Annotated in this window: 18 protein-coding genes; 6 read left to right on the top strand and 12 right to left on the bottom strand. The window is 50.0% G+C overall.

Going from position 1 to position 15,728, the window contains the following annotated elements; translation table 11 throughout:
* Nucleotides 1-256: 256 nt before the first annotated feature.
* On the bottom strand, nt 257-853 hold the full coding sequence (locus ACTHRH_RS12770; protein WP_150959737.1) for a hypothetical protein: 597 nt from the start codon (nt 851-853) through the stop codon (nt 257-259).
* A gap of 570 nt (nt 854-1,423) precedes the next feature.
* Here ACTHRH_RS12770 and ACTHRH_RS12765 point away from each other — a divergent pair.
* Both ACTHRH_RS12765 and ACTHRH_RS12760 read left to right on the top strand, forming a co-directional pair.
* Complete coding sequence (locus ACTHRH_RS12765) at nt 1,424-2,047, top strand: YktB family protein (RefSeq protein ID WP_150959738.1); 624 nt, start codon at nt 1,424-1,426, stop codon at nt 2,045-2,047.
* A gap of 262 nt (nt 2,048-2,309) precedes the next feature.
* Entirely contained in the window at nt 2,310-3,002 is a 693-nt protein-coding gene (locus ACTHRH_RS12760) for a hypothetical protein (protein WP_150959996.1), read from the top strand.
* Between the two features lie 162 nt (nt 3,003-3,164).
* Here ACTHRH_RS12760 and ACTHRH_RS12755 read toward each other — a convergent pair whose 3' ends face one another.
* The gene (locus tag ACTHRH_RS12755) at nt 3,165-4,352 is read right to left on the bottom strand and encodes an MFS transporter (RefSeq protein ID WP_150959997.1); all 1,188 of its coding nucleotides are present in this window, start codon (nt 4,350-4,352) and stop codon (nt 3,165-3,167) included.
* 281 nt (nt 4,353-4,633) lie between these two features.
* Here ACTHRH_RS12755 and ACTHRH_RS12750 point away from each other — a divergent pair, with 281 nt between their 5' ends.
* Together ACTHRH_RS12750 and ACTHRH_RS12745 are read left to right on the top strand one after the other, a co-directional pair.
* A complete protein-coding gene (locus tag ACTHRH_RS12750) occupies nt 4,634-6,109 on the top strand; it encodes an aminotransferase class I/II-fold pyridoxal phosphate-dependent enzyme (protein WP_144939578.1) in 1,476 nt (491 codons plus the stop codon).
* Between the two features lie 372 nt (nt 6,110-6,481).
* Entirely contained in the window at nt 6,482-6,901 is a 420-nt protein-coding gene (locus tag ACTHRH_RS12745) for a DUF1885 family protein (protein ID WP_144939580.1), read from the top strand.
* An 84-nt stretch (nt 6,902-6,985) separates the two neighbouring features.
* On the opposite strand, the gene ACTHRH_RS12740 is transcribed toward ACTHRH_RS12745, so the two are convergent.
* From ACTHRH_RS12740 to ACTHRH_RS12725, 4 genes are all read right to left on the bottom strand, one after another.
* Nucleotides 6,986-7,300 carry a DUF1292 domain-containing protein gene (locus ACTHRH_RS12740; RefSeq protein WP_144939582.1) on the bottom strand — a complete coding sequence of 105 codons (315 nt, stop codon included), beginning with the start codon at nt 7,298-7,300 and terminating at the stop codon, nt 6,986-6,988.
* A gap of 82 nt (nt 7,301-7,382) precedes the next feature.
* On the bottom strand, nt 7,383-8,000 hold the full coding sequence (locus ACTHRH_RS12735; RefSeq protein ID WP_186328427.1) for a copper amine oxidase N-terminal domain-containing protein: 618 nt from the start codon (nt 7,998-8,000) through the stop codon (nt 7,383-7,385).
* A 234-nt stretch (nt 8,001-8,234) separates the two neighbouring features.
* Complete coding sequence (locus tag ACTHRH_RS12730) at nt 8,235-9,122, bottom strand: alpha/beta hydrolase (protein WP_186328428.1); 888 nt, start codon at nt 9,120-9,122, stop codon at nt 8,235-8,237.
* Nucleotides 9,123-9,371: 249 nt separating this feature from the next.
* Entirely contained in the window at nt 9,372-10,142 is a 771-nt protein-coding gene (locus ACTHRH_RS12725) for an N-acetylmuramoyl-L-alanine amidase (protein WP_225312710.1), read from the bottom strand.
* A gap of 267 nt (nt 10,143-10,409) precedes the next feature.
* Between ACTHRH_RS12725 and ACTHRH_RS12720 the strand changes: the two genes are divergently transcribed.
* Entirely contained in the window at nt 10,410-11,156 is a 747-nt protein-coding gene (locus tag ACTHRH_RS12720) for an MBL fold metallo-hydrolase (protein ID WP_150959999.1), read from the top strand.
* Nucleotides 11,157-11,238: 82 nt separating this feature from the next.
* Here ACTHRH_RS12720 and ACTHRH_RS12715 read toward each other — a convergent pair whose 3' ends face one another.
* Together ACTHRH_RS12715 and ACTHRH_RS12710 are read right to left on the bottom strand one after the other, a co-directional pair.
* On the bottom strand, nt 11,239-11,526 hold the full coding sequence (locus tag ACTHRH_RS12715) for a DUF3892 domain-containing protein (RefSeq protein ID WP_144939636.1): 288 nt from the start codon (nt 11,524-11,526) through the stop codon (nt 11,239-11,241).
* A gap of 365 nt (nt 11,527-11,891) precedes the next feature.
* Entirely contained in the window at nt 11,892-12,335 is a 444-nt protein-coding gene (locus ACTHRH_RS12710; protein WP_150960000.1) for a GNAT family N-acetyltransferase, read from the bottom strand.
* Nucleotides 12,336-12,454: 119 nt separating this feature from the next.
* Here ACTHRH_RS12710 and ACTHRH_RS12705 point away from each other — a divergent pair, with 119 nt between their 5' ends.
* Nucleotides 12,455-12,874, top strand: a complete 420-nt coding sequence (locus tag ACTHRH_RS12705) for a CBS domain-containing protein (RefSeq protein ID WP_144939594.1) — start codon at nt 12,455-12,457, stop codon at nt 12,872-12,874.
* Nucleotides 12,875-13,027: 153 nt separating this feature from the next.
* Here the strand turns inward: ACTHRH_RS12705 and ACTHRH_RS12700 are convergent, their stop codons facing one another.
* The 4 genes from ACTHRH_RS12700 to ACTHRH_RS12685 are packed head-to-tail and all read right to left on the bottom strand — an operon-like array spanning nt 13,028 to nt 15,662.
* Nucleotides 13,028-14,239, bottom strand: a complete 1,212-nt coding sequence (locus tag ACTHRH_RS12700; RefSeq protein ID WP_440415840.1) for an ArnT family glycosyltransferase — start codon at nt 14,237-14,239, stop codon at nt 13,028-13,030.
* Between the two features lie 28 nt (nt 14,240-14,267).
* On the bottom strand, nt 14,268-14,615 hold the full coding sequence (locus ACTHRH_RS12695) for an EamA family transporter (protein WP_440415839.1): 348 nt from the start codon (nt 14,613-14,615) through the stop codon (nt 14,268-14,270).
* Nucleotides 14,587-14,958, bottom strand: a complete 372-nt coding sequence (locus tag ACTHRH_RS12690) for a DUF2304 domain-containing protein (RefSeq protein WP_144939598.1) — start codon at nt 14,956-14,958, stop codon at nt 14,587-14,589. Before ACTHRH_RS12690 ends, ACTHRH_RS12695 begins: the two co-directional genes overlap by 29 nt.
* 5 nt (nt 14,959-14,963) lie before the next feature.
* Nucleotides 14,964-15,662, bottom strand: a complete 699-nt coding sequence (locus tag ACTHRH_RS12685) for a glycosyltransferase family 2 protein (RefSeq protein WP_150960001.1) — start codon at nt 15,660-15,662, stop codon at nt 14,964-14,966.
* Nucleotides 15,663-15,728 lie beyond the last annotated feature (66 nt).

The following is a 15,728-nucleotide window of genomic DNA, read 5'->3' as shown; positions in this document are numbered from 1 at the left end:
GAAGCTTTTTATGCCAATAGGAATCTATATTTTCATCGTATTAACACTGTAAAGAACTTAAAGATTCCTATGTGGTAACAAAAAGAACGCCTTACGGCGTCCTTTAAATGAGGGGATAGGTTTCTGTTATTACCTGGGCCGGCATCGATCGATGCCGGCCTTCCACTTTTACCGTACATCCGTAAATCAAAAAAATCTCCGCAATGAATCATGCGAAAGATTTTTTTGCCTAGCTCTTGACTGTTCCCTTCACTTCTCACATCTCCAGCGTGAGCATTTCTCTGCGCAGCTCCTCCAGCTTTTTCTTAATCTCCATAATCTCACTGTAGTTGCCGCGCTCCAACGCTTCCTGCAGGTTGGCCAGCTCATAATCCAATTCCATTCGCAAAACCGGTATCCGCTCTTCTATACGTGTCGACTTGAGTGCTTCCGTCATTTCTTCTAAAGTAACCATAGGATCCCTCTGAAAAATTATTTTATGGTCCACCCCGGAAATCTCAACCATCCGAATTATTTCACCGAACATGATGCTTTCTATCAATATCTGTCTTTCCTTAAACCTCTTGACCACCGCATGCCCTCTTGTGTCGCCTATCATTTTTTCCATCAATTCCGAAAGCTTCTCATCTTTAAAAGAGTAGCTTCCCACCATCTTGAAACGTTCCCCGATCCGCTCAAATTTCAATTTGACGAGTTTCCTGCCTGTGCGGACGGAGATGATGAACTGGGTATCGTTTTCATTCCAGTATAATGAGAACCCTTCCTGAATCAACGCCTTGATGAAGTTCCGGATTTGACGGCGATCAAACCGCAATTCTAAGTTGCAATACTCCACTTCGTGCCCATTGCTCACGGCCGATCCCTCCCCCATCGCACTTACTTGACAGAATGTTCAGACAACTTATCCTTTTACAATATCTTATTACCATTATTATGTTTTAGCAACTTGGTTTAATGATTAAATCTTGCTGCGGGGAGAAATTTGGTTGAATGTCCAAGATTGCATGTCGGGGCTGAGACTTCGGGATTGATCTCGTCCTTCTGTTTATAGCTTAGACAAAAAATCTTCAATAGAAACCTATTTATGAGGAGAAAACTCTCAAAAGAATAATTTAACGGATCCACGGCGGCATTTCGAGCTTGGTGTTCCCCTTCGCGATAGCTCGAATGCTTTAAGGACGGGGGCTCCCGGAATGGATTCGGAACCTGCTGCACTCTCAAGGAGAATTTAGTTTAGACGGGACAGCATCTTCGAAAGGGCTTCCATGAGAGGCTTTTCCTATCTCCGGTTAATCGAGGAATAGGTAGCTTGTAGGTAATAAGGATGGCCGGAAGAGGCTGATCCATCATCGCAGGTTTAGATATGCTATAGTTAATGTAAACTAACGAATAAATCAGTTCAAGCACACTGGAGGAATCACCAATGACTTTTCAAGGATTTAGCCAACAAGATTTCAAAGCACTGACTATAGACGGGCTGGAGCCCAGAATGGAAGCCATTATCGGAATAATTCGCCCGAAATTAACGGAGCTTGGCGAGCTGCTGGCTCCATCGCTGTCCGCTCTATGCGGAGAACCGATGTTTCCCCATGTAGCCAAGCATGCCCGGCGGACCGTTAACCCCCCGAATGACACCTGGGTTGCTTGGGCGAATAACAGAAGAGGCTATAAAGCTCATCCCCACTTCCAACTGGGCTTGTGGTCGACTCACCTGTTCCTGCAGTTCGCTATCATTTATGAAAGCACGAACAAGGCGGTTTTTGCCGATAAGCTGCTGGATAACCTGGCGGAAGTGAAGCAGGCCATCCCCGATCACTTCTATTGGTCCGACGATCATACCCGGCCGGAGACCGTGCCCCATCGGGACATGAATGAAGAAGACTGGATTCAGTGGATGGATAAGCTCAAGAAGGTAAAGAAAGCGGAAGTGCTGTGCGGACTGCGAATTGAAAGGAATGACCCGCTGCTCAAGAACGGCAAGAAGCTGATCGGGTTAGCGGAGCAAACTTTTGAAACCTTGGTCCCGTTATACCGTATTGCTTTCTAGCAGGGAAAACCCGAAACCGGGCATTTGGATAGGCAGCACCTGACGCAGCTTAAGCTCCTGAAGGAGTATTGCGGAGATGGGAGGCCGCTTCTCGGGATTTCCGGCATGTATGCGAAGGTCTAATGAACCGTTTAGTAACAAAAAGTTACAAACTTTTAAAGTTATTTAATCTGTTTTTAAATTTAAATTAATGTTTTTGGGTTATTTTATACATATAGGGAGAGAAGGACCGGCTTACCATCAGGAAAGGAAGGTGAACGTTATGAGGTCAAAAACGATCGTAACGACGGCACTCGTGCTATCGCTCGTCTTCAGCGGAAATATAGCCTACGGATTGGCTAAAGATTCCGGCAAGTCCGGAGCGTTGGAAAGAAGCTGGACCAAGGAAAAGAATGACCGGATCAAACAGCTGCGCGACCGTCGTCACCGCTCTAACCAAGACGGGAAAGACGGAAAATCGGCGCTGCCCATTCTTAAGGAGACTGCCTCACTGCTCGGAATAACCAAGGAGGACCTCGTCAAAGAATTAAAGCAAGGCAAAAGCTTGTCAGACGTTGCCCAATCCCGCGGAATAAGCGAAAGCGACCTGATCGGTAAGCTGCTTGCCCTCCGAAACCAGAAAATCAATGATGCGGTAATCGCCGGCAAATTGACTGCGGAGAAGGCTGAGAAGATCAAAGCTTACATGAACGATCATATCACCTACATGGTCAAGCAGAAAGGAATCAAGGCTCTGCACAAAGACCGGTGGAAATCGATGAGACATGACACCCTGAACCATTTCAACCCCGGAAAAGTCGCTGCCATTATCGGCATTACCGAGGAAGCGCTATCTTCCCTGCTTAAGGAAGGGAAGACTCTGGTTGAAATTGCAGAGGCCAACGGGATAAGCAAAGAACTGCTGATCGCCAAGCTGAAGGAAGAGGCCAAGGACTTGCCGGCTCCTGCCCATTAGAAGCCGGGAGCACGCGGACAAGCCATTGGTAACGGCCGGTCGATTCATATCAACTTGGCCGGCTTAGATTAAAATTCAATCAGGTAGAAAAAAGGTGGTTGGCGAAGTTTCCTTCCCAACCACCTTTTTTTATTCTGTGGAGGATTCTTGAGCCCCTCTCCCTTATTGGAGGGTGGCTTCGTCCTGCGACCTGCTGTAACGCTTATCCAGACGGACAAACTGGGCTACCAGCGTCAAGGCAGCCACACAAAGTGCCGCTCCAACGATAAACGGCAGAGAAGCCTCCAAGCCATACAAGGCCATAGCGATCAGCGGACCGGCAATCCGGCCGAGGCTGTCCATCGATGAATTCAGACCGGTGGCCACTCCCTGCCCCACATTCGTTTTCTGGGTTATCAGGGAGATAACACACGGACGAATCAGTGCATTCCCTGCGCCAAATACGGAAAGATAGATGGCCGCTGTCACGACGTTAGTCGAATAAAGAATAAGCAAGAAGCCAATGGCGGACACCAGCAGTCCGATCCGGATCGCCGTCTTCTCCATTCCCGGCTTGATATACCTGCGCACTACGCCGCCTTGAATTAATGCACCGACCAATCCGCTGACAAAGAACATCCAGCCGGCCTCGTAAGAGCCGATGCCAATCTTCATCATTTGAAACAGCTGGAAGGTCGTCTCCAAACCGGCGAGTGTAAACGTGACAAAGAAAGACAGAATATACAAATATTTAAGCGGCCCATGGAAGGCCGTCCATCTCGAAGTTCGCGGCTGCTCCGACCTCTGCTTGCGGACGGCTTGCGGCAGCGATTCCGTTAGAAAACGGAAAGCGAACACAAAGGTTAACAAAGAAAGTAATGACGAGGCCAGGAAGGGAATATGCGTGCCCCATAAACTTAATATTCCTCCCAAGGCGGGGCCAAACAGAAATCCGAGCCCGATGGACATCCCGACGAGCCCCATACCCTTCGTCCGATTCTCCTCGCTGGTAATGTCCGCGACATAGGCTACCGCACATGAGGTAACGGCCCCGGAGAAAGCACCCCCTATAATTCGGGACGCATACATGAGCCACAGGTTATCACCGGCAATACCGAACAGAAAGAAGCTCAGGCTGAAGCCGATCAGCCCGGTTAGCAGGACAGGCCTGCGGCCGATTCGGTCGGAGACGCCGCCCCACCAAGGCGACATGACGAAGGAGACGGCAGAGTACAGCGAAAGAAGCAGAGCTAGATGGATGCCCTCTCCTTCGCCGCCCCCGATGATGACCGGCAGCACAGGTATAATAATGCCGAAGCCTATGAACACGGTCATCAACAGCAGCATGATGATGATCATTTGTTTCTTCATAATTGGGTTCCTCCTCTTGCACGAACGTGATCTGGCCTGATCATCCAATAGTTGTTGCGGGGAAAGGCCATAATAATTAGCGAGCATGCGGCAATGGCCTTCTTCATTATTCGTCCATCGTCCGATCAAGAAATTTCTCTTGCATCCTTTTGCTATTTTGATATACTCATTTTGTTTACCACTTTAGGGGAGCTTAGTGAACCCGTTACGGAATCAGGTCAAAACGGGCATTACGGACAGGCCCCTTGGTTGAAATTCATACGGAAGGGAAGAAGGTTACAATGGATCATCGTCGAACCCCGTTGTTCTCCGCTCTTGTTCAGCATGCGGAACGCAATCCGATCCAATTTCATATACCCGGACATAAAAAAGGCATCGGGATGGACCCCGATTTCAGACAGTTTATAGGAGACAACGCTCTCTCCATCGATCTGATTAACATCGCCCCACTGGACGACCTGCATCAGCCGATGGGCGTCATTGAGGAAGCGCAGAAACTGGCTGCCAATGCATTCCATGCTGATTATACCTTTTTTTCCGTACAGGGTACAAGCGGAGCGATCATGACCATGATTATGTCGGTCTGTTCCGAAGGGGATAAAATTATCGTTCCCCGCAATGTTCACAAATCGGTCATGTCTGCGATTATCTTCTGCGGCGCGAAACCGGTGTTCCTGTCACCGGCCCGCGATGAAAATCTGGGAATTGATCACGGAATTACGACCCGTTCGGTCAGAAGGGCTCTCGAGATCCATCCGGATGCGAAAGCCGTCTTGATCATAAACCCGACTTATTTCGGCGTATGCGCCAACCTGAAAGAGATCGTAGAGCTCGTACACAGCTACCGCATTCCCGTTCTGGTGGATGAAGCCCATGGGGCCTTGATTCATTTCCACGAGAAGCTGCCTGTATCGGCCATGGAAGCCGGAGCCGATATGGCCGCAACGAGCGTTCACAAGCTTGGCGGTTCGCTTACCCAAAGCTCCATACTGAATGTCAATGTAAAAGAAGGGCTCGTTAGTCCTAAACGCGTCCAGACCATCTTCAGTATGCTGACAACGACCTCCACCTCCTATATCCTGCTCGCCTCCCTGGATGTCTCCAGGCGGAATTTGGCCCTGAACGGCAGAGAAATTGCCGAGACGACGATCCGCCTCGCCAACGAAGCGCGGAAGCGGATCAACCAAATTCCGGACCTGTATTGCTTCGGAGAGGAAATTCTGGGGACAGAAGCTACCTATGACTTCGACCCCACGAAGCTGACGGTTCATGTCCGCCATCTGGGCATCACCGGCTATGATGCCGAGAACTGGCTGCGCGAGCACTACAACCTCGAGGTCGAGCTGAGCGACATGTACAACATTCTATGCCTGGTCACTCCCGGGGATACGGAGGAATCGATCCAGGTTCTGGTGCAGGCGCTCACTGCTCTCGCGGATCAGCATCGCAATGTGAATGAAGTCCGGGAGCTGGTTGTGCAGATTCCGGAAATCCCGCAGCTGTCCCTTTCGCCGCGCGATGCTTTCTACGGGGATACGGAAATCATCCCGTTTAAGGAATCCGCCGGACGAATTATTGCGGAGTTTATTTATGTTTATCCTCCCGGCATTCCGATTCTGCTGCCCGGCGAGGTAATCTCCCAGGAGAATATCGATTACATTATGGATCACGTTCAGGTCGGCCTGCCGGTCAAAGGTCCGGAAGACCGCAATGTCGAGTTTGTCAAGGTTATTGTTGAGACGGAAGCCATTTTCTAGAGACCCTGTTCAGGGTAGTAACCATAGGCTTGTACAACATGGATTATTGGATTGCATAAAAAAAGCTCCTAACGGAGCCTCTTCGAAGACGAATAACCCGGTATTAGAGGAAGCTTTTTATGCCAATTAGAAAGTTTGTTCCATTTTAATGCTTTAACGAACTTAAACTTTCTAATGTGGTTAACGAAGGCCGGGATATATCCCGGTCTTTCTTCTATTTTGTAAAGCCGCTTGCCTTCCGTCGAAGACCGGGAAGGCTGCCGAGCACGGAGTTATTCCGTCTGCAAGAACCTGATCCGCCAGGGAGTTATTGTCAATCGGTAAGCGGAATGCTATCATGGGGGAGAGATTACATTAGGCAGGTGTTTATATATGGCTCAAAGCGCTTTCATTAAGCTGGTTGAAGGGTCGAGCATCTCCTCTTTAACCTTGGAAGAGTTGAAGGATGCCCTGCTGAGCTACAAAGAACAACTGGCACAGACCGGCAGGCAGCTAGGTTGGGACTATGCCCGGGCAGCGTTTCCATACACGATTGAAACCCGAGCCGAGGGTGAGAACCGATGGTTCTACCTGAAAGGAATCGACAGCTTATACCGTTATATTGTCCTTGGTCTGGGCAGCGAATCCCGCGAGGATCAGAGCATTCCGTATGTGCAGGCGGTTCTTCCCGATGATTCCACCCACGGGGACAAGTGCAAAGCCAATGAGCTCTGCAAGCACCTGGGTCGCAAGTGGAAGGCGGAGCTGCACCTGTTTAATGGGAGAGTCATGTATTACAACCCCCGCAAGTGATTTCGTCCGCTCATTCGGATAACGAAATAAGGGCTGCAGCGGCATGATTGCCGGGCAGCCCTCTTTCACTGTCGAGACTATCCATTAAGCCTGTCCATCTGCTTCTTCCATGGCCAGTTCATTATATATCGTGACGACACGATTCCACTCTTCATCGTCCTCTATACTTACCAGATAGGCGTCGTCATTCTCTTCCTCAATCCGAAAGATGACCCCGTCGGAATCCGGCGCATTCCGGTCCAACAAAACTGCGTAAGCCTGATTGTCAGCCTCGAAGGTGTATACCATCACCATCTCATGCTCTACGCCATCTGTATCGGTTACTAAAAATATATCTTCATCATGTTCGTGGTTATGGTCATGTCCGCAACCACAATCCTGGTTGTTATGATCGGTCAATGACATCGCCTCATTTCGTTATAAAGTAAATTGCTTCTTTGTATCGTATCACTATTGACTGATTAAGGTCAAACATTCTTCCCTATTCGGAAACGATCGTTTTTTTGGAAACGACCGTGTACTCCCCATTGACCAGCAGAGAGAAGTTTACGGTATAATTTCCGGCTTGCGTGAAGCTAACTTTAAACGGCCAGGTGTACCAGAAGCTCTCACTGGATTCCTCAAGCGGAACCTCCACGGCATCCGTCGCCAATTCTCCGTTCGGAGCTTCAATTGTGATTTTGAAACCGCTGGGCTTCATCTTCAGCGTATCGACCTGGGTAGATACGACGAAGTTTCGGGTTTCGCCATGGGCCACCTTGCCGAAAGGCTTCTTGATCGTGTAATCCTTATCCACATCCAGCGAAACGAACATATGGATGTTCGGTTTATAGATTTTGGCCGTCTGCGTCTTGTTGTCCCATGATACGGTAGCTTGCAGGGATTCAGCCAGCAGTCTCAGCGGAAGGACTGTTCTTCCATTGATAATAAATGCGGGCACATCATCTTGAGGAACGTTAATCTGGTTGTCATTTATAAATACCCTTGCTTTACTGTAGCCTTCATAGCTTCCCCACAAGGATTCACCAAAGGCGGTTACCGTCCCGAGTGTAAAGATAAGTGTGGTCAGAATGACGATCCGTTTGGATTTGGTTTTCATGCAGCGGGAACCCTCCATCTTGCTAGTATTGCTTGTTTATACTCACATCGGGGCGCAAAAGTTGCGATGGCCGCGCGAAATATTTCCAGTCCGGCGGAACAGGAACGCCCACTTGCCTTACTAATCCGATCATTGGCTTTCTAATAATTATGTATCCTCTTCAGGCCGATCCTTGCTCACGGGTCCTTATTTGCGCTTCATGCCGATCCGGGTGAGCATAAATCGCCACTGATTTCAGCACAAGCCGTCAAAAAATCGGATAACCCTGGCGGTATACTCTTCCGGGCTTTCCCGGTATCCGCCTACGTGTTTGCCTCTAGCCGGCTTCCACATTGCAAACCTGTCCGGATATTTCTCCAGCATCGCTTCGCTTTCCGTATACGGGATTTTATCGTCATCCTCGCAATGAATGAACAAGATCGGCCGGGGATAGATCCGCTCGGTAGCCGCAAGCACATCGACCGAATCCGGGTTTAATCCGGTCAACCTCGGCAGCAGGGCGAGAATGAGTCTGGTGAAAGGAAAATCCGGCAGATCCGACCAGGTGGGAAGGTTCTTTTTTAAATACCTCGTTAAATGATTGAACGGGCTGTCCGCCACCACCCCTGCAATGGAATCGTCTTCGGCGGCGGCCATCAGCGCGGTGCTCGCCCCCATGGAGAAGCCGATCAGCCCGATCGGACCCGGATGATGCTCCTTGACCCATTCGACGGCGCCCAGCAAATCTTCCTTCTCCAATTGTCCGACTGAAGTCAGGTTTCCTTCGGATTCGCCGGAATTACGAAAATCAAACAAAAGCACCTGAAAACCGGCTTCGACAAGAGACCTGACCAGCGGTAGGGCCGGTACATCATCCTGCAGACGGTTCATAGAGTAGCCGTGAGCGAAGACGATAGTCATTTTAGGTACCGAAGTACTGGCGGGCAGAAACCATCCCTTTAATTGAACATCCTTTAGTTTGCTGAGAAAGCGGACGTCCTCATACTTCAATTGATAATTGGCAGGGGAATCGTTCAGCGGTCTTCTCTCGGGGTGTGTAAGATTCCAGCCTACATACCCGGCGATTCCCGCGCAAATAAGCACAGCCAGAACTGGCAGCGCAAGCCATATAATGAGCATCATCTTTGTCCTCCGATATAAGCTTCGTATTACGCGTATTACGCAACTGGTCCGGTCCATGGTTGCGGGATGCCGGTCAAGCCGTCGGTACATGCAGCCAAGCCCGCCTTTCGGACCCTATTGCCCCGAGCGAGCAGCAACGATCCTTTGAATTATATCATGTTCCCGGTTCATTTTAGAGGCCTTTTTCCGAAGCTTGCTTTGGAAAAAGGCCTGTGCTTTCATTCTGACGATCGCAAGAGATTAAGTGGCTTAGAGCAACCCTTTACGGTCAAGAATGACCAGCAGCCTGTAAAAATCGTAGGAGCCGTTCAATGGCGTATCGATCAATCCCGATTGGACTGCTTTGTCCACGCTGGCCCGAGCCCATTCCGGAATCGCGTCCATCTGGAAATAGTCTTCAAGCTGCTTGAGTCTCTGTTCAAGCTGTTTCGTTTCCATTTCCAACGCCGCAATCCGGTCCGTTAGATTTGCCATAGGGTCTGTCCCTCCTTCGCTTGGAGTTAACGCGGAATATAGCCGTTTCCAGGGAAACTGGGGTCCCGGGCAATTAGGCTTGTTAACCGGATTAATTTGAAAATGTCCGATAACATGCTCCGAATCCAAAGGAAAATCCTTACCCCATTTGTCCAAAATATACTGTTGTATATAACGGTGCAGCCAAACGGATGCTTGAAATTGCGCCTCGGTTAAAGCCCCGTCCATCCCTTCATGTTCTATGGAAACGGTATATAAATTCGGATTCACTTTCATCTGGCGCACAATCGGCGCAGTCGCCCAAGACATCTGATCGGATGATAGGCCGTTGGCCCAGGCCATCCGTTCTATGGCGACATATTGATGAATCGTCCCGGTCTTGGAGACGCCGAAATGAGCGGAAGAAACCCGGTTGCCCGGATCCGTAAACCAATAATCCATGCTGGCCATCGTGCCGGCCGAGATATGATTGACAATGACAAACGGAACATACCCTTGCCTGCTGCTGGAATTGGTATGTTCATTGCCGACCCACCGTATATCCATGGAAAGCCATCACCTCCCGTAAGCCAGCAGTACTGGTTGGCCTCCTTGCTATCAGAATATTCGAGAGAAGACTTTCCTGTCTGTGCTATTAAGTAGTTTTACCCGGGAAGGATCAGGGATTACGGGTACGCAGGAACGTTTTTTTGCCCAATCTTCCCTTATTAAACTCTGTATCCCGAATCCATTGTGAGATACAATAGAGTTCGAATCCAAAAATTTACTACTGTACTGGTCTTCAACAAACGGCCGAAGGAGGAAAAGCAATATATGGAATTACAATTAAGGATGCTTGGCACAGGCGGTGCCTTCTCCACCCGTTATGCCAACAACAACGCATTAATGACGATCGGAGACTTCACTTTACTGGTGGACTGCGGGGTAACCGCCATCCGTTCGCTTCACGAGATGAAAGTCCCGCTTACGTCCATTGACGGGGTTTTCATCACTCATCAGCATGCGGACCATATAGGAGGACTGGAAGAGTTTGCTTTCCAAATGCTTTACGTCTATCGACAGAAGCCAAAGCTGTTCGTTCCCTCCACCCTTCGCAACGTGCTGTGGGAGAATTCATTGAAGGGCGGAATGATTAATCCGGAGGCCGGATTGAATTCGCTGGACGATTATTTCGAGGTTATCGAAATAGCCGAAGGATCGGCCGCAAAGCTGTCGGAAGACTTCCGGCTGGAAATATTGCCTTCCGAGCACGTTCGCTACAAGTCAAGTTATTCGCTGCTGGTCAACGACCGGTTGTACTACAGTGCGGATACCCGCTTTAACCGGGCACGGCTTGAGGAGCTGCATGATCGGGGAGTGCGCTACTTTTTACATGAATGCAAGCTTTACGGCGCACCCGGTGTCCATACTACATTGGAAGAGCTGCTCACCTTGCCGGAAGAGCTGCAGGAGAAGATCCAATTAATGCATTATAGCGATGACATGGAAAACTACATAGGCCGCACGGGGCCCATGACCTTCCTTCACCAGCATGAGCTTTACCGCTATCCCCTGGACTAAGCGCGCCTTATTACACAGAGCCTGATTGCAAAAGCAAAAGGGTGTTCTTACGCTGCTGAAGCGTAGAACACCCTTGTGCCCGTTAGAAGCCGGGCAAATTATCCAGATTGTTGCTCGGGTCGCCATCGGCATCTCCGCGAATGTACAAATCTCCATCCCGTCCTTTGAAGACGTTGGCCCCTTGGATTCGTCCCATCTGAACCTCCTGCAGAGCCTGCTCGTACGACAATACCCGGCCGGAGGACGTCATAAATTCTCTTAAATCCCCATCACCATTTTTACGAACGGCGATGAAGGCCTCTCTTTGCCCTGCTCCCCCGTTTACCTGCGATCCGGACGGGAATGAACCCCCTCCCTGAAGGGACGGCATGCCGGAGGACTGCGTCAAGCCGTTAGGAACCGCACCGGAAGGGTTAGCCCCTCCTCCATAAGTGGACATAGCCCCTTCCGGGTTTGACATGACATTGGCCGGCGATATTCCGCCCGTCTGCATGCCTGCGCCTTGTAGAAGCTGCTGTCTCAATACCTCCAGCTGCTGCTGCATCTGCGTAACCTGCCTAAGCATCGAGTCGGAATCCGGCTGCTGGCGGTTTTCCATTCCGTAAGCGGCTTGTCCTGTAGAAATCGTTGTGCCGTTCTGTTCACCCTGCTGCATGAAATCATCCCTTTCCTTATGATTCCATTAGTTTGTTCCTTCCGCCGTCCTATTATCCCGCTCAACGAACTTTGACCAAGCTACAGCCGCTTCCTCATCCGCACATGCCATATGCCCGCTTCCAGGAAAGGCTCCTTCGAAACCGTAACGTAGCCATGCTTGACATAGAAAGCTTCCGCGTGACACTGCCCGTCCAGCACGGCATATTGCGCTCCCGCTTCCCTGGCCGAATTCTCCAGAGCATTAAGCAGCCGGCTTCCCAAGCCTGTTCCCCGGTACCGGGATAATATCGCCAGCCTCTGAAGCTTTGCAGTATCTGCTTCTTCCCCATAGAAGATCCATCTCCCCGTACCGGCGGGATTGCTGCCGTCCAAGGCGAGCCAATGCGAGCAAGCCCCGGGGGATCGGTCATATTCATCTATCTCCAAGTCCTCCGGAACCTTCTGCTCTATAACGAACACTTCTTTCCGCACGGAGAGACACTGATCCAGCTCCTCCTGCGTTTGTACCTCCACTATTTTCACGATGTTCCCTCCATTCCTAATTTTTTCTAATGGAAACCTTTGCGCGCCCTACCTTCTTGAACGGGATTTTGATAAAATGAACTCAGGGAGAGAGAGAAAAGGATAAAGGAGCTCGGCCTATGAACATAGCTTTCTTTTTACTGCCCAAGCATGAAGTCATTCATTTAACATTGCATACTACTCTGCGTCAAACCATTGAGAAGATGGAGTACCACCGCTACACCGCCGTCCCGATTCTGAAGGATGACGGAACATATGTCGGAAGTGTCACGGAAGGCGATCTGCTTTGGTTTTTCAAAAATAACAGGGAAGTCAACTTTGACAATGCACACAGGCATACCCTAGCCGAAGTCCCGTTAAAGATGCAGAACAAATCCGTCCGGATTGACTCCAATATGCAGGACCTGATCCGCTTGGTCAAAGTTCAGAACTTCGTTCCGGTTGTGGATGATACGGATAAATTTATTGGAATTGTACGCAGAAGCGATATTATTGAATTTTGCTCCGAACAGATTTTTAAGGAAGTCAACTCCCGATGAGCTTACTCCGGCCGGAGGAGGTTCGCCCCGAGTCCATTTGTAGCCGTTAGCGATACCGGCCCTGTATTGCGGCAAAATAAAACAACCCAAATTCCCCGTTGGATACGCCTCGTCCAGCGGGGAATTTATCATTTATAGCGATGACCGTCCGTACTACGCCGAAGCCTCTTTAGGCCGCCGGCTTCGCCAAATCTGCCGCAAACAACGCAGCCCCATAACTCCCGCCTGAGCGGTCCCAATCATTAAGAAGGGGAGCATTCCGTATAAATATCGGTCCACCGGAATAAACAACGCATGCACGCCGTAAAAAATAAGCAGACTTACCGCCAAGTAAGCGAACGAGCGGTGAAACCGGCTAAAGGCAAGCAGAGCCGGCCACCCAATATAAACGATACCATAATGGAGCTTTCTAAGCAGCCAAAAATAAGCCTCCGGAACAAATTTTTGATAAGGCCCCACCCACATCGTTTTGTAAAATACTTTGAATTTGCCGACGGTGAACCAACGGATCCAGAGCCAGGGATCTTCCTTCAAGCCTTGCCGGATGCGCTCCAGTCCTTCCTGGAACTGACGGCTCTCGTCGACCTTCGTCCATTCGATGGTACCTCTGAAATACGGATCCGTACCGCCCAGAAACGGATTTCCCGCTTCCCCCTTTGCAATGGGGATAAATTCGTGGAAGGTGATGGCGTTGCGTATCCACCAGGGAAGCATGACGAGTGCGAAAGCCCCGGCTCCCCGCAGGATTTGCGGCAAAAATAACTGACGGTGATTGATCCAGAGGAACACGTAGGGCACAACGGCAAGCGGCAAAACATTGGGCCGAATCAGCACACAGGCCCCCAGCAGCAGCCCCATAATCAGATGGTCGCGCGGACGGTTCTCCTGAATGATCTTGACCTGCATGAACAGAAAAGCGGTGAATACGGTCAGAAAAGGAACCTCCGTCAGGATCAGCGACGTAGACCATATGTAGGACGGGTAGACCGCGGCGAACGCAGCGGCTATTAACCCGGTCAGCGGATGGAACAAGCGGGTTCCGAGCTTATAGATAAAAAATATGGCCACAACGGAAATAAAGCAGTTGAGAGTACGAATGATCATCAGTGTCGGCTCCAACGGGTCATAGCCGAACAGGCCGTACAGCACATAGAGCATAGCCGGCCATCCGGGGGTTACCAATGTATTCGGAGCCGTATCCCGATAGGCGTAAATCCCTCTTTCCAGCCATTGGACTGCCAATTTCGTATATTCCAGCTGGTCCCATTCCAGAGGCTCGTACGTTTCGTTCCAGACGTAGAACAGTCTAAGAGCGAGCGCGAGCAGCATGATGAGTGCCAGCGTCCAAGTGTAGATTCGCTGCAAGTTCAAGTTCACCCCATTCTACCGACCACTATGATTTGGAGAGCAGGAACGCCCCCCCTATGATCAAAGATATCCCCAGCCATTGATAGAGGGACATCGATTCCTTCAGGAAAATAACCCCTCCCAAGGCGCCCAATACATAAGCCATCGATTGAAGCGGGTAAATTCGGCTCAGGTCATAGCGGCTTAAAGCATAGAACCAGATCAAAGTAGCCCCCCCAAATAAGAGACAACCGAGAATCATGGCCGGCTGAAGCATAATCGTGACCAGGCCGTCCCAAGATTTAACCGGATACCGGTTAAGGGTGATTTTCCACAGCAATTGCCCTGTAACCAGCATCAGAACATTAACCAATACGATGAGAAGAGCGGTCATACGAAGCCTCCTCCCCTTCCTTCTGTGCTTTCAACAGGGCCACCTCCTGAATCATTCTCGTCATTTGACGCTGAAGCTTGGAGATCACGATGGTCAAATGCATGATTAGCAGCAACGAGAAAATAAGCCCGATAAAAAATAGAAGGGAGGGCGCATAATAAATATGCAAAAGCCGCGAAGCCGCGTTAAGCCATTCGGGGAAGAAGCTGGATACCAGCATAATGAGAGCGAGGATAAGCCAGAGCAGAGAGTATCTCTCGGCTATTTTTTGCCGTCGAATCAACTCCAGCGTAATGAACAGAAATAACAGACTGAACAGGACCGATAACAGAAAAATGTTCATGGAATTCAGCTCACATTTCTTATACGTGTCATCAGCACAGCAAGAGATACCTTCAGCATGTAATACAGTGATTTGAGAGGGGTAATCGAAGATTTGCCCGAGGTGCGTTCATTCATTAATACGGACGCTTCCCGCACCCGGAAACCTTTCCTTTCGAGAAGCACAACGGCCTCCACTTCGGGATAATCGTCCGGATAATATTCGGCAAACAGCTCAATGACCCGTCTGTTGACGGCCCGGAAGCCGGATGTGGGGTCTGTGATCGTTTTGCCGGTTACTCCGCGAATGAGCCATGCGAAAAAACGAATCCCTGTCCGGCGGGACCAGGAGGAGCGATAAGCCGTTTTCTGGAGAAATCGGGAACCGACGCAGCAGTCCGCCTCCCCCGATTCGATGACTTTCACAATTTTATCGACATCCGCCGGATTATGCTGGCCGTCGGCATCAATCTGGACCGCCACCTCATATCCATGACGATAAGCGAACAGGTACCCGGTCTGAACCGCCCCGCCGATGCCTACGTTGACCGGAAGATCAATGACGTGAGCCAATCCGGTAGAACGGGCCAGTGCCCCGGTTTGGTCTTTGGACCCGTCGTTAACAACGACAATATCTGCGGCCGGATGATTTTGTTTAACGGAGGCAAGCACCTGGACAATGCTTTTTTCTTCGTTATAGGCAGGGATAATAATAAGTGTTTTCATGATAGCACCCCTAATAAAATCCCCCACAAAGTGACGTGTGATCTTCGAAGCTTATTCCTGGTACTT

It is taken from the genome of Paenibacillus sp. SAFN-117, from assembly GCF_051966115.1.
GTDB classification, from domain to species: Bacteria; Bacillota; Bacilli; order Paenibacillales; family NBRC-103111; genus Paenibacillus_L; species Paenibacillus_L residui.
The sequence above is the reverse complement of the archived record's forward strand: the minus strand, read 5'-3'. Positions and strand labels throughout refer to the sequence as shown.

Excerpts from the sequence above, each read along its gene's own strand:
- ACTHRH_RS12765 (WP_150959738.1), top strand. The coding sequence starts at position 1,424 with ATGACTTTTCAAGGATTTAGCCAACAAGATTTCAAAGCACTGACTATA.
- ACTHRH_RS12760 (WP_150959996.1), top strand. The coding sequence starts at position 2,310 with ATGAGGTCAAAAACGATCGTAACGACGGCACTCGTGCTATCGCTCGTC.
- ACTHRH_RS12755 (WP_150959997.1), bottom strand. The coding sequence starts at position 4,352 with ATGAAGAAACAAATGATCATCATCATGCTGCTGTTGATGACCGTGTTC.
- ACTHRH_RS12750 (WP_144939578.1), top strand. The coding sequence starts at position 4,634 with ATGGATCATCGTCGAACCCCGTTGTTCTCCGCTCTTGTTCAGCATGCG.
- ACTHRH_RS12745 (WP_144939580.1), top strand. The coding sequence starts at position 6,482 with ATGGCTCAAAGCGCTTTCATTAAGCTGGTTGAAGGGTCGAGCATCTCC.
- ACTHRH_RS12735 (WP_186328427.1), bottom strand. The coding sequence starts at position 8,000 with ATGAAAACCAAATCCAAACGGATCGTCATTCTGACCACACTTATCTTT.
- ACTHRH_RS12730 (WP_186328428.1), bottom strand. The coding sequence starts at position 9,122 with ATGATGCTCATTATATGGCTTGCGCTGCCAGTTCTGGCTGTGCTTATT.
- ACTHRH_RS12725 (WP_225312710.1), bottom strand. The coding sequence starts at position 10,142 with ATGGATATACGGTGGGTCGGCAATGAACATACCAATTCCAGCAGCAGG.
- ACTHRH_RS12720 (WP_150959999.1), top strand. The coding sequence starts at position 10,410 with ATGGAATTACAATTAAGGATGCTTGGCACAGGCGGTGCCTTCTCCACC.
- ACTHRH_RS12715 (WP_144939636.1), bottom strand. The coding sequence starts at position 11,526 with ATGCCGTCCCTTCAGGGAGGGGGTTCATTCCCGTCCGGATCGCAGGTA.
- ACTHRH_RS12705 (WP_144939594.1), top strand. The coding sequence starts at position 12,455 with ATGAACATAGCTTTCTTTTTACTGCCCAAGCATGAAGTCATTCATTTA.
- ACTHRH_RS12695 (WP_440415839.1), bottom strand. The coding sequence starts at position 14,615 with ATGACCGCTCTTCTCATCGTATTGGTTAATGTTCTGATGCTGGTTACA.
- ACTHRH_RS12690 (WP_144939598.1), bottom strand. The coding sequence starts at position 14,958 with ATGAACATTTTTCTGTTATCGGTCCTGTTCAGTCTGTTATTTCTGTTC.
- ACTHRH_RS12685 (WP_150960001.1), bottom strand. The coding sequence starts at position 15,662 with ATGAAAACACTTATTATTATCCCTGCCTATAACGAAGAAAAAAGCATT.